This is a genomic window from Corynebacterium sp. LK2510 (assembly GCF_040946405.1).
Classification (GTDB): domain Bacteria; phylum Actinomycetota; class Actinomycetes; order Mycobacteriales; family Mycobacteriaceae; genus Corynebacterium.
Map to the genome: position 1 here is coordinate 117,443 of NZ_JAYWLR010000001.1, position 18,387 is coordinate 135,829.

The window sequence follows — 18,387 nt, forward strand, 5'->3', positions numbered from 1 at the left end:
GGGGGTGCTAGTCTGCCGCTCCACGCGCGAGGAGGGCTTCGCTGATGCTCTCCGCGCGGCGGATGGAGCGAACGAGTACTGGGGTTCCGAACGCTGCGAAGGAGAAATCTGCTCCGCGAGCCTTGCGGGCCTCAAAGACCTCGTTGACGGTGATGAACATGAGGGGAATGAGCCGGATCGTCAACGCGATAGCCAAGCTGATCGATTCGACCGGGAGCCCGAATCGCCCGAACGGGGCGAGTCCCCGTTCGAGTGTATGGAGAAGTTCCTCCATTGTCGTGGTCAGGGTCAAGAGGTTGGCTGCGGCCAGAGTGGTAAAAATGCTCAGCATGGCCGTGGCAGCCGGTACGGGACCGTTTTGCCACCACAAGTAGAGACCCAAACCGACGAGAATTGGGATTACAGGGGTGAACTGGGTCCACGCCGTGCGCACAGGAATCCGTGCCACCACGTAAAGGACCGCAATTGCCGCAGTGACGATGCCGACGTGCCAGGGCTGAGTGGGCAAAAACGTCACTGCCGGGATGAGGAGGAGGACAGCGATGAACTTCGCCGAAGCGGGGATTCGGTGAATCCACGACGTTCCAGGGACGTAGACACCGAGGGGTACGGCGCGGATCATAGCGGCCTCGAGGTCGGGTCCATGAGGTCGAGATAGGACTCAATTGCCTCGTCGGGCCCGCCGTCGAAGGCGACCCGGCCGTCATTGATGCACAGGACGCGATCGAAGCCCCGGAGGATGTCGAGGTCGTGGGTGACCACGATGACTTGCTGGTCCAACGTGGATAGCTCCTCGACAATACGGCGGCGATTGCGCAGATCAAGCAAGGTTGTCGGCTCATCTGCGATGACGGTGGCAGGCTCAATGACCAACACCGCGGCGAGCGCGAGGAGCTGCTTCTCGCCCCCCGAGAGCGTGTGAGGGGAGTTCTCAGCCTTGTCCTCAAGGCGGAACCTCCGCAAAATGGCATCCACGCGTCGCTGGACCTCTTCGCGGGGAAGTCGGAAACGGCGCAGCGAGAAGGCTACGTCGTCAGCCACCAACGGCATCACTATCTGGGACTCCGCGTCGGCGAAGACGAAACCAACCTCTCGGCGCACTTTCTTTCCGTCGTCGGTGGGGCTGAGGCCGTCGTAAAGCACTGAGCCCGAAGTGGGCTCGACGAGCCCGTTGATGAGACGGACGAAGGTCGACTTTCCGGATCCGTTGGAGCCGATGATGCCGATGCGGCGCTCGGTGAGCTCGAGGGTGACGGGATGAAGTATTGTCTCTCCCTCAATCTCTACCGTGGCGCCCTTAAACGAGATGACCGGCATTGCTTAGCGTGCGGATTCGCCGCGCAGGAGCTTGGGAAAGGCGGCGTGGACGCCGACTGCGACGATGACAATGACGGCCAGCTTGACCAGTCCGGTCGGAACGAAGGGGAGTTGGGCCTGGATAGCGGCAACAAGGCCGAGGTCTGCGCGTACCATCATGCCGATGGCGCCGCCGATGTACTGGACGAGGATGCCGATGAAACCGGCGAGGGCGAACAAACCGAATTGGGCGCCCTTGGACTTGCCAATGACCCAGCGTGCGATTGCACCCGCGACCGGGGCGGACACCAGGTAGGCGAGGAGGTATCCGGCGGTCGGGCTGCTCAGCGACTGCAGCGTGGTGCGTCCGCCGGCCAGGACGGGAAGGAAGAGGCCGATGGTGATGAACAGCGCTGCGACGAGGAAGCCGCGGCGCGCGCCCAAGACGAGGCCTGCGAGGACAATGATGGCGTTCTGCAGGACGATGGGCACACCCAGGGCACCGACGGGAATGGCGACGAAGCCGAGGACGATGACGAGAGCGGTGAAAACAGCGATGTAAGCGAGGTCGGACATCGCGGAGGAGTTCGACCGAGTGCGGGTACGAGTTGTCATAGATCGGAACTATACAGTGTTCAATTCCTTGATTGAAAAACTGGCTACCCCTATTCGCGCGTATATTGACCGTCATGCGTTTGACGGAGTTTCATCAGCTAGTGGAAGACGAGTTCGGCTCCGCTAAGGCTCGGTGGATTATTGATTCCCAAGTTCTTCCGGGTCACAATGTGACGTCAGCGGAATTGATCGAACGCGGTGTCGATCCGCGGGAGGCGTGGGAGGGTCTGTGTGAGGCGTTCGATGTCCCAGATGAACGTCGCCTCGGGGTGGATCGGCCGGGTTGGTGACGGCGCGTGTCGTTGGGTTTCGAACATGCATTCGTGTATGCTCTCGTCCGTGAGGTTGCGTGTCTTCGGGCCCGTTAGCGTGTGACGTGGACGTGGTTGCCGCGGAATTCGGAAGCAATGCCGGATCGATGCGACATTCACGACGGAACCGCGGCTCGGTGGAGTGAGTCTAATTCAGTGTTAGGTGCTCGTTAGGTGCTCGACGCCCAGCCCATCCCGTGGCAACGTCGCCCCGGCGTAAAAGCCGGGTGCGTTGAGAGCAATAAAGGACGAAAGAAAAGGGAAATCTGATCATGGCAACGAAGAAGAAGACCGCATCCGCTGCGGGTGCTGATAGGAAAAATGCACTCGATGCCGCTCTCGCGATGATCGAGAAGGACTTCGGCAAGGGTGCGATCATGCGCCTCGGCGAAGAGAACCGCCCGCCGATCCGGTCGATCTCGTCCGGCAACACAGCCATCGATGTCGCCCTCGGCATTGGCGGTTGGCCCCGGGGCCGCGTGGTGGAGATTTACGGCCCAGAATCCTCGGGTAAGACGACGGTTGCCTTGCATGCCATTGCGTCCGCGCAGCGCGCGGGTGGCATCGCCGCGTTTATCGACGCCGAGCACGCTCTCGACCCGGATTACGCCCGTAAACTCGGTGTGGACACCGACAACCTTCTCGTGTCCCAGCCCGACACCGGTGAGCAGGCGCTGGAGATCGCCGACATGCTTGTCCGCTCCGGTGCAATCGACATCATCGTGATTGACTCAGTGGCGGCACTGACGCCGAAGGCTGAAATCGAAGGCGAAATGGGTGACTCCCACGTCGGTCTCCAGGCGCGCCTCATGTCGCAGGCGCTGCGCAAGATGACCGGTGCCCTCTACAATTCCGGCACCACGGCCATCTTCATCAACCAGCTGCGCGAAAAGATCGGCGTCATGTTTGGCTCGCCCGAAACCACCACGGGTGGCAAGGCTTTGAAGTTCTACGCCTCGGTGCGATGCGATGTGCGCCGCATCCAGACACTGAAGGACGGCCAGGACTCAATCGGCAACCGCACCAAGCTCAAGGTGGTGAAGAATAAGGTGTCCCCGCCGTTCAAGATCGCCGAGTTCGACATCATGTACGGCGAGGGGATTTCGCGTGAGTCCTCGATCATCGACATGGGTGTCGACAACGCCATCGTGAAGAAGTCCGGTTCGTGGTTCACCTACGAGGGCGACCAGCTGGGTCAGGGCAAGGAAAAGGCGCGCCTGTTTTTGAAGGACAACCCGGAGCTGGCTAACGAGATCGAGGACAAGATCTTCCGCAAGCTCGGCGTGGGTGCCTATGCCAATGGGGACTCGGATGCGTCTGATGACCTGACCGACGACCCCGTCGATATGGTCCCGAACATCGATTTCGACGATGACGAGGACGATGTCGCGCTCGACGCGCAGAAGTAGCGCGAGCGTGGACCGCAGCGAGCCGCAACCGGACCCACGCAAGGTCGAGCAACTCCAGGAAGCTCTCTCTGCCTACGAGGGGGGAGAAGTGTCCGGGACCCTGTTCGACCGCGCTGCGGAGGAGCAGCTCGCTCCCGTGCGGGCGAGAGCACTGGGGTTGCTCGACCAGAGGTTGCGCTCGCGCCACGAGCTGCGCGAGCGCCTGATTCGGGCAGAATTCGAAGAAACCCTGGTCGATAAGGTGCTCGATAATCTCGAGCAGGCTGGCCTCATCAACGACGCCGCTTTTGCTTTCGAGTGGGTGCGCCAGCGGGCCGCGCGCCGCGGCAAGTCCGCGATGGCGCTCGAACGCGAATTGCAACTAAAGGGCGTCGGTGCGCCCGAGCGTGCGGCCGCCCTCGAGCAAATCACGCAGGAGGACGAAGAACGTACCGCGTACGCGGTAGCCGAGAAGAAGGCCCGCGACGTGAGGATTCCTCCGGCCGATAGAGCCGACTACGACAGGCATCTTCGCCGCATTATTGGTGTGCTGGCCCGCCGCGGGTACCGCTCGGAGATGTGCATGCGCATCGGCCGTGAGGTCCTCGACGCCCGTATTACGGAAGTGAGCGGGTAAGTCGAACACCGCCGGTCACACGATCGTTGCTCGGTTGGTTGTCGTCCGGAGAGCCGTCGTGCGCGACGAAAAAGGGCGCCCACGCGTTATACGTGGACGCCCTTCATTGTGGCGGAGGGGACCTCGGCGTGAGGAACGCAGTTCGGTCCCGCGGGTGCCTACTGTCCCGGGTTCTTGATGTCGGTGTAGTTCGGGTTGTGCCAATCCTGTGTCGCGTTGTCCTTGGTGTCGATGCCCTGGTGAGCGGCGACCGGGACGCGGGCGAAAGGATTGCGCCGCGCGCGGCCTGCGCGAAGCTGCGACTCCACGCGCACCGCCAAGCGGGTGAGCGCGAAGTTGATCAGGATCATGACGATGGCCACGACAATCAGTGACGGAATGTAGTTGCTGTGCGCAGACGCCACCTGGGTACCGGAGCGCACCACCTCGATGTAGCCGATCTGGTAGCCGAGGGCGGAGTCCTTCAGCGCGATCACTATCTGCGCGATGAGCGCCGGCAGCATCGCGGCGACGGATTGCGGCAGAAGGATCTTCCATAGAGTCTGAGAGTGCGTCATCCCCAGTGCCTGGGCAGCTTCGGTCTGGCCGCGGGGCAGCGAGCGGATTCCGGCGCGGAGAATCTCCGCGATGACAGCGCCGTTATAAAGCGTTAGCGCGACTACGACCGCCCAGAACGCCAAGCCGCGCGGAGGGACGATCCGGAAGACGGCGAAGAACTGGTACAGGAAGATCATCAGCATCAGCACTGGAATAGCGCGGAAGAACTCGATGACCACACCGCAGAGCCACCGCACGACTCGCAATTCTGCGAGGCGGCCGAGCCCGAACACGACGCCGAAGACGAGGGCGAACACGATGCTCACTCCGGCGGCCTTCAACGTGCCCCACAGACCGGGAAGGATGTAAGTCTGCCACGTTTGTGCGTCGATAAAAGGCGCCCACTTAGCGGCGGTGAGTTGCCCGTTGGCCGCCAAACGGTCGACGACCCACCACAGGACAAGGGCGACGACCACAACCGTCACAGCCGTGTAGATACGGTTGCGCCGGATAGCGTTAGGGCCCGGGGCGTCGTACAGAACTGTTGCGCGCACGGTCATTAGCGCTTCACCGCCAGTCGTTCAGAAAGCCAGCCGAGGGCAAGACCCATCGGCAGGGTGAGGATGAGGAATCCGAGGGCGAACACACCGAAGATGACGAAGAGCTGGTTGGCATGGAACTCAATGGTGGATTTCATCAGCAGCGACGCTTCGGCCACGCCGATGACGGACGCCACGGTGGTGTTCTTTGTCAGCGCGATAAGTGTGTTGCCCAGCGGGACGATCGCGGCGCGCAGCGCCTGCGGAAAAATGATGAGGGAGAAAATCTGACCGAATCCCAGCCCCAGAGAACGGGCTGCCTCGGCTTGGCCGAAGTGCACCGTGTTGATGCCGCTTCGCAGGGATTCCGCGACGAAGCACGAGGTGTAGAGGACGAAACCCAGCACCGCGAGGCGGAAATTCTGGTCAATGATGAACGTGCTCGAGTCGCGGCTGGCTAGCTGCAGACCCAAGTTTTGGTACAAGCCGAAAGAGCAGAAAAGGATCACGAGGGTCAGTGGCGTGTTGCGAACCGTCTCGATGTAGGTCGTTGACAGCCCGCGCAGGATGCCGACAGGGGAGACGCGCATTGCGGTCAGGATGGTTCCCAAGATCATTGAACCGATGGCGGAGTACACCGTCAGCTTGATCGTGGTGAAAAATGCTGGCCACAGTTTAGGCAGCAGGTCTGCCCATAAGGCATCCATGGGGTTCTCCTTGCGGTGGGGTCATGGCAAGGTGCCGGGGATGGACCCGGCACCTCGGTGTTGTGCTTAGAGGAACGAGAGGTCGCCCGGCTTGTCCTCGGAGACGCCGACGCCGCCCTCGAGGTTCTCGTCGACGAAGCGCTGGAAGGAACCGTCGGCGTACATCGCCTCGAGTGCCGCGTTGACCGCAGCGACGGCCTCGCTGTCGTCCTTGGTCACACCGATTCCGTAGTGCTCGTTGGTGAACGGCTCGCCATCCTGCTCGAGCTCAACGACGGTGAAGTCACCCGGGGACTGGGCTGCGTAGCCGCCGAGGATCGTGGCGTCGGTGGTCAGAGCGTCGACGTTGCCGTTGCGCAGGGCCTCAACGCAGGAAGAGTAGGTGTCGTACTCCTGCAGCTGAACACCCGGGAGGGCCTCCTTGACCTTCTGGGCCGGGGTCGAGCCGGTCACCGAGCACAGCAGGCGGCCGTCGAGGTCGTCGAGGCCGTTGATCTCGGTCTCGTCCGAGCGCACGAGAAGGCTCTGGTGAGTCAAGAGGTAGGGGCCGCCGAAGCTGACGGCCTCGGCGCGGGAGGCGTTGATGGAGTAGGTCGCGCCGATCGCGGCGACCTCACCGTTCTGAATGAGGGTCTCGCGCTGAGCGGACGGGGTCTCGCGCCAGGAGATCTCCGGGTGCTCCCAGCCATTGTCGTCAGCGATGGAGTTGACCACATAGGTCAGAACGTCGACATCAAGGCCGGTCATGGAGCCGTCGCCCTCGCGCAGGCCAAGGCCCGGCTGATCGAACTTGGTGCCCAGGGTGACGTTGCCGGACTCGATCTGAGCCAGAAGGCCCTCGCCGCCTGCGGCGGAGCCGCCAGCGCAAGCGGAAAGGGTCGTGGCGGTGACGACGGCCGCTGCTGCTGCGGCGAGGGTGCGGATCGTGCGGTTCATGGGGAGTCTCCTTAAGAGAAAAGGGGAGGGGTCTAGTGGGGCAGGATCTTGCCCAGGAAGTCCTGGGCGCGGCTCGACTGCGGGTTGGCGAAGAAGCTCTCCGGGTCGGAGTCTTCGACAATCTCACCGTCGGCCATGAAGATGATGCGGTCCGCAACCTTGCTGGCGAATCCCATCTCGTGGGTGACCACGACCATGGTCATGCCAGAGCGCGCCAGTTCGGACATGACGTCCAGAACTTCGCCGACCATTTCGGGGTCGAGTGCGGAGGTGGGTTCGTCGAAAAGCATGACCTTGGGCTCCATCGCGAGAGCGCGGGCAATGGCAACGCGCTGCTGCTGGCCGCCGGAGAGCTGGGCAGGGTACTTGTCAGCCTGGTTGGCGATCCCGACCCTGTCGAGCAGCTCGTTGGCGCGGCTTACGGCCTCCTGCTTCTTCGACTTGCGCACCTTGATAGGGCCAAGCGTGACGTTGTCGCGGATGGTGAGGTGGGGGAACAGGTTGAACTGCTGGAACACCATGCCGACGTCAGCGCGCAACTTGGCCAGGTCCTTGCCCTCCTCGGGGAGGAGGTGTCCGTCAATCTCGATCGTGCCCTCGTCGATGGTCTCGAGCCTGTTGATGGTGCGACACAGGGTGGACTTGCCGGAACCGGAGGGGCCGAGGACGACGACAACCTGGCCACGGGGGACCTCGAGGTTGATGTGTTTAAGGGCGTGGAAATCACCGAAGTACTTCTCCACGTTGTTGATGCGAATCATTGGTTCAGACGCCTGTGTCATGAGAATAACTATTACATGACAGACGTGAGCGAATACATATAGTTTTGCTAACGAATTCCGAGTCACGTTCGAAGTCGCAGGATACGGATACCCTGTGGGGGTAGCTGTTCACATTTAGGACTACACCCGCATCGGGGTTAGACTGTGCGACCGTGACAGCGAGGACAGCAGAAACCGCAGGAGACAGTGGCACCGGGCGTACCTACGAGGTACGCACTTTTGGCTGCCAGATGAACGTCCACGACTCCGAGCGTCTGTCGGGTCTGCTCGAGGACGCGGGCTACACCGCCGCCGCGGAGGGTGAGGAACCCGACCTCGTCGTCTTCAACACGTGCGCGGTGCGCGACAACGCCGACCAGCGGCTGTACGGCTCGCTCGGCCAGCTCAAGAACACCAAAGACCGCCGCCCCGGCATGCAGATCGCCGTCGGCGGTTGCCTTGCCCAGAAAGACCGCGCAACCGTGGTGGAGAAGGCACCCTGGGTCGATGCGGTCTTTGGCACCCACAACATCTCGGCGCTTCCGACGCTGCTCGACCGGGCACGTGTCAATGACGAAGCGCAGGTAGAGATCGTCGAGGCGCTCGAGGTGTTCCCCTCGGTGCTGCCCGCCAAGCGCGAGTCCTCGTACGCGGGGTGGGTGTCCATTTCGGTCGGTTGCAACAACACGTGCACCTTCTGCATCGTTCCCAGCCTGCGCGGCAAGGAACTCGATCGCCGACCCGGCGACATTCTTGCGGAGGTCAAGGCGCTTGTAGACCAGGGCGTGTCCGAGGTGACACTGCTGGGCCAGAACGTCAACGCCTACGGCGTGAACTTCGTCGATGAGGATCTCGAGCGCGACCGCTCCGCCTTCTCCAAACTGCTGCGCGCGTGCGGCGACATCGAAGGCCTCGAGCGGGTCCGCTTCACCTCACCGCATCCGGCCGAGTTCACCTCCGACGTCATCGACGCGATGGCCGAGACGCCGAACGTCTGCCCACAGCTGCACATGCCGCTGCAATCGGGCTCCGACCGCGTGCTCAAAGAAATGCGCCGTTCCTACCGCTCCGCGAAGTTCCTGCGCATCCTGGATGAGGTGCGCGAAAAGCTGCCGAACGCGGCGATCACCACCGACATCATCGTCGGCTTCCCCGGAGAGACGGAGGAGGACTTCCAGGCGACCCTCGACGTGGTCGAAAAGGCCCGCTTTACCTCAGCGTTTACCTTCCAGTACTCGCCGCGTCCGGGAACCCCGGCCGCCGAGATGGACGAGCAGTTGCCCAAGGCGGTCGTCCAGGAGCGCTTTGAGCGCCTCCTCGCGCTGCAGGAGCGCATCAGCGAAGAGGAGAACGCGAAGCTGATCGGTACGGAGCAGGAACTGCTAGTACAGGCGGGCGGCGGCCGCAAAAACGACGCCACCCAACGCATGTCGGGGCGCGCCCGCGACGGCCGCCTCGTCCACTTCCTCCCCGAGGGCTCCATCGACGGTGAGGTCCGGCCGGGCGACATCGTCACGGTGACGGTCACGGATGCGAAGCCGCACTACCTCATCGCAGACGCCGGCGTCATCTCCCACCGCCGCACACTGGCGGGTGACAACGCTCAAGCGGGCACGGTTCCCACAACCGCTCCCATCGGAGTCGGGCTTGGCTTGCCGACGCTCCGCCGGCCCGCCCCGGCACCCACCACCGACACTGGCTGCTACGGGAGCACGTCGTGATGGGTTCCGACTCCACCGCGCACAGCGCTACGGCGGCGCGCGAGCTGGAGTGGCAGGAGAGGGAGGCGTCGAAAAGCATGCATCTTGGCACCTCACGCTGGGTGCTTGCCGGCTGTGTTGTCGCCTACATTGTTGCGCTGTTTCTTCCGTTCGCCGGCACCGCAAGCGGATGGCAGATCCTCTGCGCGACCGCTGCCGCGGATGAGGTGCAGACGAAGCTGACGGAGTTCGCTTTTGTCTGGATCAGCTTCCTCGGACTGGTTGTGCTGACGAGCCTGGTCGTGGCCACCCGTCGTTTCGTCTTCGCCGCGCCAGCGTGGATGGCCTGTGGTATCGCGCTTCTCGGTTCGGTTCTTGCGATTTGGCTGCGCCGCACCAGCTCCACGTTCGATGCGGGATTCCACCACGGTCCCGGGATTTACCTCGCTATCGCGGCGGTTGCGGTCGCGGTTATCGCCTACATTCCCGTCGTGTTCGGGCGCAGCGCCCAGCAGGAGGAGATTGCACGGCTGCGCGCCCGTACCGACCAGCGCGACGACGTAGCGATCGCTCAAAGCGACGCCACGAACTCGCGTGGGGAGGCTAATCCTTTGCTTGTCGACGACCGCAGGGCGCGTGCCGCCGAACGGCACAAACGCTTCGACTAGGCGCCTTTAACCGGCCCGTGCACGACACGCAACCTGTGGCGTTCATCGGCGGGCGAACTACGAACTCTTCCGCCCATCCCCAGCCGGGACTCAGGAGGCTGTCCACACCTCGGCCCTAACACCGGATGGGTGGAGCACCTCTACGTATTCTGCCACGCGGTTGTCGTGGAGACGGTCCGTGCGCCGAGGCGTTTAGCGACGGCGTGAGAGGCGTCGTCGCCGGTGGGGTAGGACAGATACGACGTGGTGATCTTTGGCCAGCGCTCGCGGGCAGCGGCCAGTGCGGAGCGAATCATCTCCATGCCGTGGCCACGGCGGCGGTGCTCCGGAAGCACGTAAATGAGTCCCATTTCGCAGATGGCCTCGGTATCGGAGTCGTAGTGGACCACCTCTGCCATCCCGATGACGCGACCGGATGCGTCGCGCGCCAGGGCGGTCAGTTGCGTCCCGCCGCGGTCGAGCAGGCGTGCTCCGGCGTCGCGAAGCCTGGCGCTGTCCCAGTTCACGGTGTCCATAATGAGCGAGCCGCGCGGGTAGTCACGAGAGGATGACGTCAGGACGTCCTGCAGTGCGGGCAGATCAGCCGGGGAGAAGTCCATGTCCGCGACAACGTCCAGGGTCGAGGTGACCTCCGGGACGTCGAAGACCGCCTGGGTCTCCGAAAATGCCGCCTTGAACCCGCGGGTGTGCAGCGCCTCGGGGGCAGGCCCTGTTATCCAGACGTGGCGGATGGGCCTGTCGAGTAAGGCCGAGAGGGTGTCGAGAAGCGAAAGCGCGGCCTCCCAGGGTGCTTCGGGAATGCTCTCGCCGGGAAGCGGCGCGATGGATGCATCGAGCGTGACGTGTGCCTCGATGACCTGGACGTCCTCGAGAAGCGGGCAGGAGACGAAGACCCAGGCTTCGACGTCGAGGAGGTCCTCGGCGGTGAGCTGTGGGAACCCGAGCTCGCCGACGGGTCTAGGAGCAGTGCGCGGCGCCAGCGCGAACAGGTGCGAGCTCGACTCGGCGGAACCCTCGAGCCGCTTGGCCACGTGCGAGGCCGTCACCCCGGAGGTGGCCATGCCCGTAATGTCCTGGATCGCGAGGGTGGCGGAGAAGACATAGGCCGCGACGGCCTCTGCGTGGTCGGAGGTGCCGGCGCGGCCGATGGTCAGGGGGAGGAGCACGTTAACCGTTCACGGCCTTCGCAGCGACGTCGGCGAACTCCTGCCACTGCTGTGCCTGCGCACGCAACTCGGCGGCCTGGGCGCTCGCGCCCTTCGCCTCCGCGGCCTCGGCCTGCTTGGTCAGTTCGTCAGCCTTGACCTGGAACTGGTTGACCTTGGCCTGCGCGGCCGGGTCCGACTTGCGCCAGCGCGCGTCCTCGGCGTCCGATACTCGCTTCTCCAGCTCGGCGATCTTGTTCTCGTACTCGCGAACCTGGGTGCGGGGGACGTAACCGATCTCTTCCCACTTGTCCTGCAGCTCGCGCAGCTTGGACTTCGCGGCGCCCAGGCCCTTGTCTGGGTCGATCAGTGGGCTGTACTCAGCGATCAAGGCGTCCTTGGCCTGAGCGTTCGCCTCGTACTCGCGGTCGCGTTCAGCGTTGACCGCATTGCGGGCCTCGAAGAAGTGGTCCTGCGCGGCACGGAACTGCGCCCACAGCTTGTCGTCCACCTCGCGCGGGGCGCGACCGGCGGCCTTCCACTCCGACATGAGATCGCGGAAAGCCCGCGCGGTGTCGATCCAATCAGTGGAGTCCTTCAGCTCCTCGGCACGCTCAACGAGAGCTTCCTTGGCCTTGCGGGCGTTGGCGCGGCTGCGGTCGAGCTCGGCGAAGTGGGAGCCACGGCGGCGATTGAAGGCGTCGCGCGCACGGGAGTAGCGCTTCCACAGCGCGTCATCGGTCGCACGGTCGATCCCGCGAATGGTGCGCCACTCGTCCAGGATCTCGCGGATGCGGTCGCCGGCCTTCTTCCAGTCGGTGCAATTCTCCGCGAGATCCTCCGCCTCCTGCGCGAGCTCCTCTTTGCGAGCGATGGCCTGGGCGCGCTTCTCCGCCTTGATCACCTTGGCGCGCTCACCGGCAGAGTCAGCGGTAGAAATGACTGCGTCGAGCCGGGTCTCCAGGGCGTCGAGGTCCCCAATCACGGCCTGGGAGTCAAGGGAGTCCTTCAGCTGCTTCGCCTTCGCGCAGATCTGCTGGGCGTCATCCGGATGCGCGGCGAGCCGGGCTTCGAGCAACCCGACTTCGGTAGCGAGGTCGTCGAAGCGCTGGCCGTAGTGGGCCAGTCCCTCTTCAGGCGTTCCGGCCTGCCAGGATCCAATCTCGCGTTCGATGCCTCCGCGGGTGAGGTAGACGGTGCCGTCCTCGGCGACGCGGCCAAACTTCGCCGGATCGGACGGAGTGATCACGGCAGCCGGGCAGGAGATCACTGGGCTGGGCACGGGCGAGGGGGTGGTCTGCTGGGCATCGGCCGACTCTGGTGCGCCGGTGCGTGCTCCGGAGGGCTTCGGGGAGCGCTTGGCTAGTGCCGCCGGTGAAGGAACGGGGCCTGCGCCCTGGTTGTTTCCGGGGGTGGGAGGCTGCGTCATGGTCTCGGTCCTTTCGATTCGGTGCCGCGCGTCACGGCTGCCAGAGTAGGGCGCCAGAAAACGCCCGCATGAGGCATCATGATACCGCCAACGGTGCGCAACTGTCAGGCAGACGGGTCAGCGGAACCGGGTAAGGTTAGGGTGGTCGATGTGGTAGCGAGCGAATTGTTGATTATCCCTGGAACCCCGGCTGTCGTCGGTGAGCTCGCCCCCGCCTTCGCACCGGCACGCGGCATCGTCGCCGCCGCCCGGCAGGCCGCGGGGCGCCACGTGCGTGCAGCCATCGTCGGCAGCCATGATGAGCGGTGGCGCACCGACCACACGGGGACCTTCGCCGCCTGGGGAGCCGCCCACGTCGATGTGGGCGGTGGGAACTACCTCCCTGAGCTCGTCGCTCGCTACGTGCTCGGCTCCGAGTCCCTGATTGCCGAGTCTCGTTCCGCGATCGGCGCGCTCGACCCCGAGGTACTCACGGTCGTAGTTCTCGACGGTCCAGCGGGGCTCACACCACGCGCCCCGCTGGCGATGATTCCGGAAGCCCCCGCGGTGCACACCCAGCTGCAGGAATTCCTCGCCGGGCGGCGCGCACTCGGCCTGAGCTCCGACGAGTTACGCACAGCTGGTGTCGACGAGCCTGCCCTGTGGCTCGAGCTGGCCGAATTCATCCCGGCGCGCGCTGAGCTTATCGTCACCGAGGACTCACTCGGGGTGGGTGGATACGTGGCGAAGTGGGAGGTGTGAGATGAGCCGCAGGGCTGGCCGCGGGTTGGCATCGTCTCTCGACGTCTCATCGCATCCCCGCAAGGACAGCATTTAGCGGCCGAAGACCCACGGGTTCGCGATTTTCAGACCCACGTGGTGTCCCTCGCTCGGTCGGGCGCCGTGGACGTTCGCGCGGAGGGTCACTCCTCCCTCAGCGACGGCGGTGATGGAAAAGCCTGCGCGCTCGTAAAGGACGGATGTGACTTCGGCGCGCAGCACGCTCGTGTCATCCGCAGCGGCGTCAGCCCCGACGACCTGGATGTGGTGTGGGGCGACGAGCATGAGATGTTCGCTGGCTTCCTCTGCATCGCCGCGAAAATCAACAGCCTCCACGCCTAGGCGCAGAGCCTGGCCCGGCATCTGAGCCACAACCTCGTCGGACCCGCGCTCCACGACGACGGGGATCGCCGTCGCATCGGCCATGAACGCGGCTACAACGGGGGTTGCCGGGTTCGAAATAATCTCGGCGGGGGGTGCAACCTGGTGGATCTGACCAGCGGAGAGAACGACAACCCGATCCGCGATGGCCAGGGCTTCGGCGCGATCGTGTGTGACGTGGATCGCGGTCAGTCCGGTCCGCTTGATCAAAGACACGAGCTCGCGGCGCAGCTGGTCGCGAAGTGGTTCGTCGAGGGCTGACAGGGCTTCGTCGAGAAGCAAAAGCGCAGGCTTGCTCACAATCGCCCTGGCAAGGGCCACGCGCTGGCGCTGGCCACCGGAGAGCTGATCGGGGCGCCGGCGCGCAAAATCGGCCAGACCGACGGTGCCCAAGACCTCAGCGACGCGAGCTTTCCGTTCGTGTGCGGGCATGCCGGCACGCTTCAGCGGGTAGGCCACGTTGTCGAACACGCTCATGTGCGGCCAGACCGCGTGCTGCTGAAAAACCATGCCGAGATGGCGCTGCTCAGGGGGAGTTTTCGTCTGGGCTACACCGGCGATGCGGAGGCTTCCCGCTGATGGTGCGTTAAAACCCGCGATGGTGCGAAGCAGCGTCGTCTTACCTGAGCCGGAGGGGCCAACAAGCGCGACGAACTCTCCATCGGAGACATCAAGCGAGACGTCGTCCAACCCCACGGTGCCGTCAGCGAAGGTCACCGAGACGTGGTCCAAAGAAACTGCTGACATGGAGGGCTACACCTTTCCGTGCTGCTGATGGGAGTGCGGTTGACTACGGTGCCGAGTCGGGGACGATCGAGAAAGCGTCAGCGCAAGAGAGGCGATTCCGACGATGGCGAACAATAGCGATAGCGCAGATGCTTGGTTATAGTTTCCCGCTTGCTGCAGATTGAAAACCTGAACTCCGAGAGTGGTCATACCGGGGGCCACGAGCAGCACCGAAATGGTCAGCTCGCGCACTGCTGTGACCGCGACCAGCACTGCGCCGGAGATGGCGGCGGGAACGGCCATGCGCCCGGTGGTGTCCACAAGTGCGCGCAACGGCCCTGCTCCAGAGATTCGTGCTGCTTCTTCCACCGACGCCGGGGTTTGTGCGAGCGGTGCGCGGACTGCCTGGAGGACCAGAGCCGTGAAGGCGCACACGTAGGCCGCAAGAATGACCCAGCGAGAGTTGTAGACGCCCAGGTAGCGCCCCGAAATGAGCCAGCCCACGCCGATCAGGAGACCTGGAAGTGCCGTTGGTAGCAAGAAGAGCAAGGTCAGTGCTCCGTTAGACCAGTGCCGCGTGCGTGTGATGAGTACACCGGCGACGAGGCCGATGATCCCGCACAAAAACGCCGCGCCAAGCGAAAGCACGACCGAATTGGTGAATCCATCCACCGCGCGCGGATTGGTGAGGGCGCGGGTGAAATTGTCCAAGGTCATGGTTTCCCATGTGAGTGGGACACCAGGGGCTGGCAGAAGCGCGCGATAGGCAAGGCCGAGGATGGGCGCAACCGTGATGAGAAGGGTGAGAAGCCACGCAGCGAAGGTGACCGGCCAGCGGGCAGCGCCTAACTCGATAAGGGAAAGAGATCCGGTGTCCTGCATCGCAGCAGGGCGGCGGGCCGACATGACGTGGTCGGCAACCACGGCGGCGACGCCGAGGATGATCAGCAGCACCCCAATTGTGGCGGTGACCTGAAGGGGGTTGTCCACAGTCCCGGTATTGATGAATCGATACATCATGGTCGCCAGCGTCTCGAATCCGCGCGGCGAACCGAGCAACGAAGGGATTCCGAAGTCCGCCAGGTTCGACACCGCTGTCAGAGTAAACGCGCTGAGAATCGCCGGGCTGAGCAATGGCAGCGTCACGGTGGTGATCACTGTAGGAGCTCGAGCTCCGGAGATCCGAGCCGCTAGCTCCAAGTCTCCAGGGATGGAGCGTAACGCTGTGGAGATGATGAGATAGGCAATGGGGTACGAGTGGACCGTCATCAGGAAGGTCACGCCATCGCCGCCGTAGATGTCCCACACGGGGGAGTCGAACCAGCCGTTGACCCCTTGATTGGGTCCAAAGAGCTGCAACCAGGCGATGGCACCGACGAACGGCGGGATGAGTAGCGGGGACAGGACAAACATCCGCAGCACTCGCGTGCCAGCAACATCTGTGCGATCTAGCACAACCGCTGCGACAAGCCCGGCGACAATTGCGCCGAATGAAGATAAGAACGTGGTGGTGAGCGAGTTCCAGGCAGCCACCCCGACGCCTTGATCTATCAGGACGGGAATGTGGTTGCCACCTAATGCGAGGGCAACCACGGTGGCCAACGGCATGACAATGAGGCCAGCCACGATGAGCCACACGCCCACCCTGGCTAGCCCCGTGCCTGTTATGTGTCGGACTAGTTTCACTGTGACGAGCCGTCTACGAAGAAACGGCGAGACTAGCCAGCCAAGGACTGGAAGGCTTCGATCGCGGAGGCCTGGTTCTCCGACACGGCCTTGAGGTCGAAGTCCATCAACGGGGTATCGGCCAGCTCGGGAGCACCTTCCGGGGTGCCTACGTCGTTGCGCACGGGCAGGTACGCCTGGTCAACTGCGATGCGCTGGCCTTCCTCGGACAGAAGGAACTCGATGTAACGCTTTGCTGCGTCTTGGTTCTCGGAGTTAGCGAAGATCCCTGCCGGTTCGGTGATGTAGGGGGCACCCTCGGTCGGGTACACCGCCGCGATGGGCGAACCATCGGCTGCGAGGCTACGCACCAGGTAGTCCACCACGATGCCCACCGGGTGTCCGCCGCCGGCGATCTCCTGGGACGTCGGTCCGTTGGAATCTGCGATCATGGGGGAATTGGCAAAGATTGACCGGAGCCACTCCACGCCCAGTTGCGGCTCGAGCAGCCACGCCGATGCGTTGAAAGCGGCCGCCCCAGAGACAGCCGGGTTGGGCATGACGATCTGGTTGGCGTAGCGGGAATCCGTCAGGTCTTGCCAGCTCGAAGGGATGTCATCGCCTTGAACCTCGGTGGTGTTGTAGGCAATCACCGTCGGGATGATACGGGTTCCCACGTAGAAATTGTTCGGGTCGCGGGCTTGGTCGATAACCATGGAGGTGTCAACACCGTCGAGCTCGACGAGATCGCCCTCAGCTGCGTAGGCCTCGAACGTCGGGGCATCCGCTGCCCAGAGGATATCGGCTTCAATGTCACCGGACTGCTTTTCGGCGGCGATGCGCGCGTTCAGATCGCCGGTTCCCGCGCGGTAGATCTCAACGTTGATGTCCGGGTTCGCGGCCTCGAATGCAGCGTTGATCTCGTCAGCCTTTTCCTCCGGCTCAGAGGTGTAGACGGTCAAGGTGACCTGCTCGTTAGCCGCAGTGGCGGTCCCTTCGGCAGTGGTCTCGTTCGCTGACGGCTCGCTGCAGCCTGCCAGAACCAGGGCGGAAGCAGCAGTGGTGGCGGCCAACATGCGGCCGCCGCGGGTCCCAAGGTGAATCATTGAAGTCTTCTATCTGTCGTGGAGTAAGGACGGATTGATGTTAGCTTGAAAGATCCTGAATGCTGTGCCGTGTAGCCGAGCCTTCATCGACGCTTTACCGGCTCTTAACCCGCCACCTCCCAGCCCGCTAGGCTTGTCTCCCGTGACGACACCACAGCCCGTAGCAGTAGTAGGCCCGACGGCCTCGGGAAAGTCCTCGCTCGGTATTGAGCTTGCGCAACAGCTCGACGGGGAGGTTGTCAACGTTGACTCCATGCAGCTCTACCAAGGCATGGACATCGGCACCGCGAAGCTTCCCCCCGAGGAACGCGGCGGGATCCCGCACCATCTGCTCGACATTTGGCCGGTGACCCGCACCGCGTCGGTGGCGGAGTACCAGCAGCGCGCCGTTCGAGTCGTAGAGGAAATCGCGTCGCGTGGCAAGGTCCCCATCCTCGTCGGCGGTTCCATGCTGTACGTTCAATCGCTTATCGACGCCTGGTCGTTCCCTCCCACAGACCCTGCCGTACGCGGCCGGTGGGAGACGAGGCTTAACGAGGTCGGCATTGACGCCCTCCACGCGCAGCTCGCTGAGGTGGACCCGCAAGCGGCGAGCATTATCGAGGACAAGGACCCGCGGCGCACTGTGCGTGCGTTAGAAGTCATCGAACTGACGGGCAAGCCCTTCCAGGCCTCTCAACCGCCGAAGGACGCACCACCGCGCTGGGGGACGCGCATCATCGGGCTGCGCACCGACGCCGAGTGGCTCAATCCGCGCATTGCGTTGCGTGCCGAGCTCATGTTCGCGCACGGGCTCGTCGACGAAGTCGAAATGCTGGTGGGTCGCGGCTTGCGTGCCGAGTCCACAGCGGGCCGAGCAATCGGTTACGCGCAGGTGCTCGCGATGCTGGCTGGAGAGCTCTCCCGCGATGAGGCGCTGGAGAGCACCATTACCGGCACCAGGCGCTACGTGCGGCGCCAAAAGTCGTGGTTCAACCAGGACAAGCGCATCGCATGGCTGGATGCGGCTGGCAATGACCTCATGGGGGCCGCGCTAAACTCGCTTGAGTGATGGAGAACTTGAATAGCGCTCAGAGCACCC

The 18,387-nt window shown here is 63.7% G+C and carries 19 protein-coding genes; 7 read left to right on the forward strand and 12 right to left on the reverse strand.

Annotated features, from left to right (window positions below; all coding sequences use genetic code 11):
* Positions 1-7: 7 nt before the first annotated feature.
* From VVR41_RS00535 to VVR41_RS00545, 3 genes are read right to left on the reverse strand one after another with little or no spacing between them, the layout of a single operon-like run.
* Positions 8-619, reverse strand: a complete 612-nt coding sequence (locus VVR41_RS00535; RefSeq protein ID WP_409338253.1) for an energy-coupling factor transporter transmembrane component T family protein — start codon at positions 617-619, stop codon at positions 8-10.
* Positions 619-1,317: an energy-coupling factor ABC transporter ATP-binding protein gene (locus VVR41_RS00540; protein ID WP_368523164.1), complete on the reverse strand. Its 699-nt coding sequence runs from the start codon at positions 1,315-1,317 to the stop codon at positions 619-621. The genes VVR41_RS00535 and VVR41_RS00540 overlap by 1 nt, the downstream gene beginning before the upstream one ends.
* A gap of 3 nt (positions 1,318-1,320) precedes the next feature.
* The gene (locus tag VVR41_RS00545; protein WP_368523165.1) at positions 1,321-1,911 is read right to left on the reverse strand and encodes a biotin transporter BioY; all 591 of its coding nucleotides are present in this window, start codon (positions 1,909-1,911) and stop codon (positions 1,321-1,323) included.
* 74 nt (positions 1,912-1,985) lie between these two features.
* Here VVR41_RS00545 and VVR41_RS00550 point away from each other — a divergent pair, with 74 nt between their 5' ends.
* From VVR41_RS00550 to VVR41_RS00560, 3 genes are all read left to right on the forward strand, one after another.
* Complete coding sequence (locus VVR41_RS00550; protein WP_368523166.1) at positions 1,986-2,201, forward strand: DUF3046 domain-containing protein; 216 nt, start codon at positions 1,986-1,988, stop codon at positions 2,199-2,201.
* A 293-nt stretch (positions 2,202-2,494) separates the two neighbouring features.
* Positions 2,495-3,631 (forward strand): recombinase RecA, encoded by a 1,137-nt coding sequence (recA, locus tag VVR41_RS00555; protein ID WP_368523167.1) that lies wholly within the window; start codon positions 2,495-2,497, stop codon positions 3,629-3,631.
* Positions 3,606-4,247: a regulatory protein RecX gene (locus VVR41_RS00560; RefSeq protein WP_409338254.1), complete on the forward strand. Its 642-nt coding sequence runs from the start codon at positions 3,606-3,608 to the stop codon at positions 4,245-4,247. The genes recA and VVR41_RS00560 overlap by 26 nt, the downstream gene beginning before the upstream one ends.
* 158 nt (positions 4,248-4,405) lie before the next feature.
* On the opposite strand, the gene VVR41_RS00565 is transcribed toward VVR41_RS00560, so the two are convergent.
* The 4 genes from VVR41_RS00565 to gluA form a co-directional block, all read right to left on the reverse strand.
* Positions 4,406-5,344: an amino acid ABC transporter permease gene (locus VVR41_RS00565; protein ID WP_368523169.1), complete on the reverse strand. Its 939-nt coding sequence runs from the start codon at positions 5,342-5,344 to the stop codon at positions 4,406-4,408.
* Positions 5,344-6,030, reverse strand: coding sequence for a glutamate ABC transporter permease GluC (gene gluC / locus VVR41_RS00570; RefSeq protein ID WP_321103233.1), 687 nt, complete (start codon positions 6,028-6,030; stop codon positions 5,344-5,346). Before gluC ends, VVR41_RS00565 begins: the two co-directional genes overlap by 1 nt.
* Positions 6,031-6,096: 66 nt before the next feature.
* A complete protein-coding gene (locus VVR41_RS00575; protein ID WP_368523170.1) occupies positions 6,097-6,966 on the reverse strand; it encodes a glutamate ABC transporter substrate-binding protein in 870 nt (289 codons plus the stop codon).
* Positions 6,967-6,998: 32 nt separating this feature from the next.
* On the reverse strand, positions 6,999-7,748 hold the full coding sequence (gene gluA / locus VVR41_RS00580; protein ID WP_409338249.1) for a glutamate ABC transporter ATP-binding protein GluA: 750 nt from the start codon (positions 7,746-7,748) through the stop codon (positions 6,999-7,001).
* 152 nt (positions 7,749-7,900) lie between these two features.
* On the opposite strand from gluA, the gene miaB reads away from it, so the two are divergent.
* Both miaB and VVR41_RS00590 read left to right on the forward strand, forming a co-directional pair.
* Positions 7,901-9,448 carry a tRNA (N6-isopentenyl adenosine(37)-C2)-methylthiotransferase MiaB gene (gene miaB / locus VVR41_RS00585; protein WP_368523171.1) on the forward strand — a complete coding sequence of 516 codons (1,548 nt, stop codon included), beginning with the start codon at positions 7,901-7,903 and terminating at the stop codon, positions 9,446-9,448.
* Entirely contained in the window at positions 9,448-10,095 is a 648-nt protein-coding gene (locus VVR41_RS00590; protein ID WP_321103228.1) for a hypothetical protein, read from the forward strand. Before miaB ends, VVR41_RS00590 begins: the two co-directional genes overlap by 1 nt.
* A 140-nt stretch (positions 10,096-10,235) precedes the next feature.
* On the opposite strand, the gene VVR41_RS00595 is transcribed toward VVR41_RS00590, so the two are convergent.
* Together VVR41_RS00595 and VVR41_RS00600 are read right to left on the reverse strand one after the other, a co-directional pair.
* Positions 10,236-11,261 (reverse strand): GNAT family N-acetyltransferase, encoded by a 1,026-nt coding sequence (locus VVR41_RS00595; RefSeq protein WP_368523172.1) that lies wholly within the window; start codon positions 11,259-11,261, stop codon positions 10,236-10,238.
* A 1-nt stretch (position 11,262) separates the two neighbouring features.
* Positions 11,263-12,669: a DUF349 domain-containing protein gene (locus tag VVR41_RS00600; RefSeq protein WP_368523173.1), complete on the reverse strand. Its 1,407-nt coding sequence runs from the start codon at positions 12,667-12,669 to the stop codon at positions 11,263-11,265.
* Positions 12,670-12,819: 150 nt separating this feature from the next.
* On the opposite strand from VVR41_RS00600, the gene VVR41_RS00605 reads away from it, so the two are divergent.
* Complete coding sequence (locus VVR41_RS00605) at positions 12,820-13,410, forward strand: hypothetical protein (RefSeq protein ID WP_368523174.1); 591 nt, start codon at positions 12,820-12,822, stop codon at positions 13,408-13,410.
* Between the two features lie 72 nt (positions 13,411-13,482).
* Here the strand turns inward: VVR41_RS00605 and VVR41_RS00610 are convergent, their stop codons facing one another.
* The 3 genes from VVR41_RS00610 to VVR41_RS00620 all read right to left on the reverse strand — a co-directional run bounded on the left by VVR41_RS00610 (position 13,483) and on the right by VVR41_RS00620 (position 17,306).
* On the reverse strand, positions 13,483-14,556 hold the full coding sequence (locus tag VVR41_RS00610) for an ABC transporter ATP-binding protein (RefSeq protein WP_368523175.1): 1,074 nt from the start codon (positions 14,554-14,556) through the stop codon (positions 13,483-13,485).
* A gap of 6 nt (positions 14,557-14,562) precedes the next feature.
* Complete coding sequence (locus tag VVR41_RS00615) at positions 14,563-16,143, reverse strand: ABC transporter permease (protein WP_368523334.1); 1,581 nt, start codon at positions 16,141-16,143, stop codon at positions 14,563-14,565.
* 110 nt (positions 16,144-16,253) lie between these two features.
* Complete coding sequence (locus tag VVR41_RS00620; RefSeq protein ID WP_368523176.1) at positions 16,254-17,306, reverse strand: ABC transporter substrate-binding protein; 1,053 nt, start codon at positions 17,304-17,306, stop codon at positions 16,254-16,256.
* Between the two features lie 142 nt (positions 17,307-17,448).
* On the opposite strand from VVR41_RS00620, the gene miaA reads away from it, so the two are divergent.
* The gene (gene miaA / locus VVR41_RS00625) at positions 17,449-18,357 is read left to right on the forward strand and encodes a tRNA (adenosine(37)-N6)-dimethylallyltransferase MiaA (RefSeq protein WP_368523177.1); all 909 of its coding nucleotides are present in this window, start codon (positions 17,449-17,451) and stop codon (positions 18,355-18,357) included.
* The last annotated feature ends 30 nt before the right edge of the window (positions 18,358-18,387 follow it).

Excerpts from the sequence above, each read along its gene's own strand:
- gluC (WP_321103233.1), bottom strand. The coding sequence starts at position 6,030 with ATGGATGCCTTATGGGCAGACCTGCTGCCTAAACTGTGGCCAGCATTT.
- gluA (WP_409338249.1), bottom strand. The coding sequence starts at position 7,748 with ATGACACAGGCGTCTGAACCAATGATTCGCATCAACAACGTGGAGAAG.
- recA (WP_368523167.1), top strand. The coding sequence starts at position 2,495 with ATGGCAACGAAGAAGAAGACCGCATCCGCTGCGGGTGCTGATAGGAAA.
- VVR41_RS00550 (WP_368523166.1), top strand. The coding sequence starts at position 1,986 with ATGCGTTTGACGGAGTTTCATCAGCTAGTGGAAGACGAGTTCGGCTCC.
- VVR41_RS00615 (WP_368523334.1), bottom strand. The coding sequence starts at position 16,143 with ATGCCGTTGGCCACCGTGGTTGCCCTCGCATTAGGTGGCAACCACATT.
- VVR41_RS00540 (WP_368523164.1), bottom strand. The coding sequence starts at position 1,317 with ATGCCGGTCATCTCGTTTAAGGGCGCCACGGTAGAGATTGAGGGAGAG.
- VVR41_RS00590 (WP_321103228.1), top strand. The coding sequence starts at position 9,448 with ATGGGTTCCGACTCCACCGCGCACAGCGCTACGGCGGCGCGCGAGCTG.
- VVR41_RS00620 (WP_368523176.1), bottom strand. The coding sequence starts at position 17,306 with ATGATTCACCTTGGGACCCGCGGCGGCCGCATGTTGGCCGCCACCACT.
- VVR41_RS00545 (WP_368523165.1), bottom strand. The coding sequence starts at position 1,911 with ATGACAACTCGTACCCGCACTCGGTCGAACTCCTCCGCGATGTCCGAC.
- VVR41_RS00575 (WP_368523170.1), bottom strand. The coding sequence starts at position 6,966 with ATGAACCGCACGATCCGCACCCTCGCCGCAGCAGCAGCGGCCGTCGTC.
- VVR41_RS00610 (WP_368523175.1), bottom strand. The coding sequence starts at position 14,556 with ATGTCAGCAGTTTCTTTGGACCACGTCTCGGTGACCTTCGCTGACGGC.
- VVR41_RS00565 (WP_368523169.1), bottom strand. The coding sequence starts at position 5,344 with ATGACCGTGCGCGCAACAGTTCTGTACGACGCCCCGGGCCCTAACGCT.
- VVR41_RS00560 (WP_409338254.1), top strand. The coding sequence starts at position 3,606 with ATGTCGCGCTCGACGCGCAGAAGTAGCGCGAGCGTGGACCGCAGCGAG.
- VVR41_RS00600 (WP_368523173.1), bottom strand. The coding sequence starts at position 12,669 with ATGACGCAGCCTCCCACCCCCGGAAACAACCAGGGCGCAGGCCCCGTT.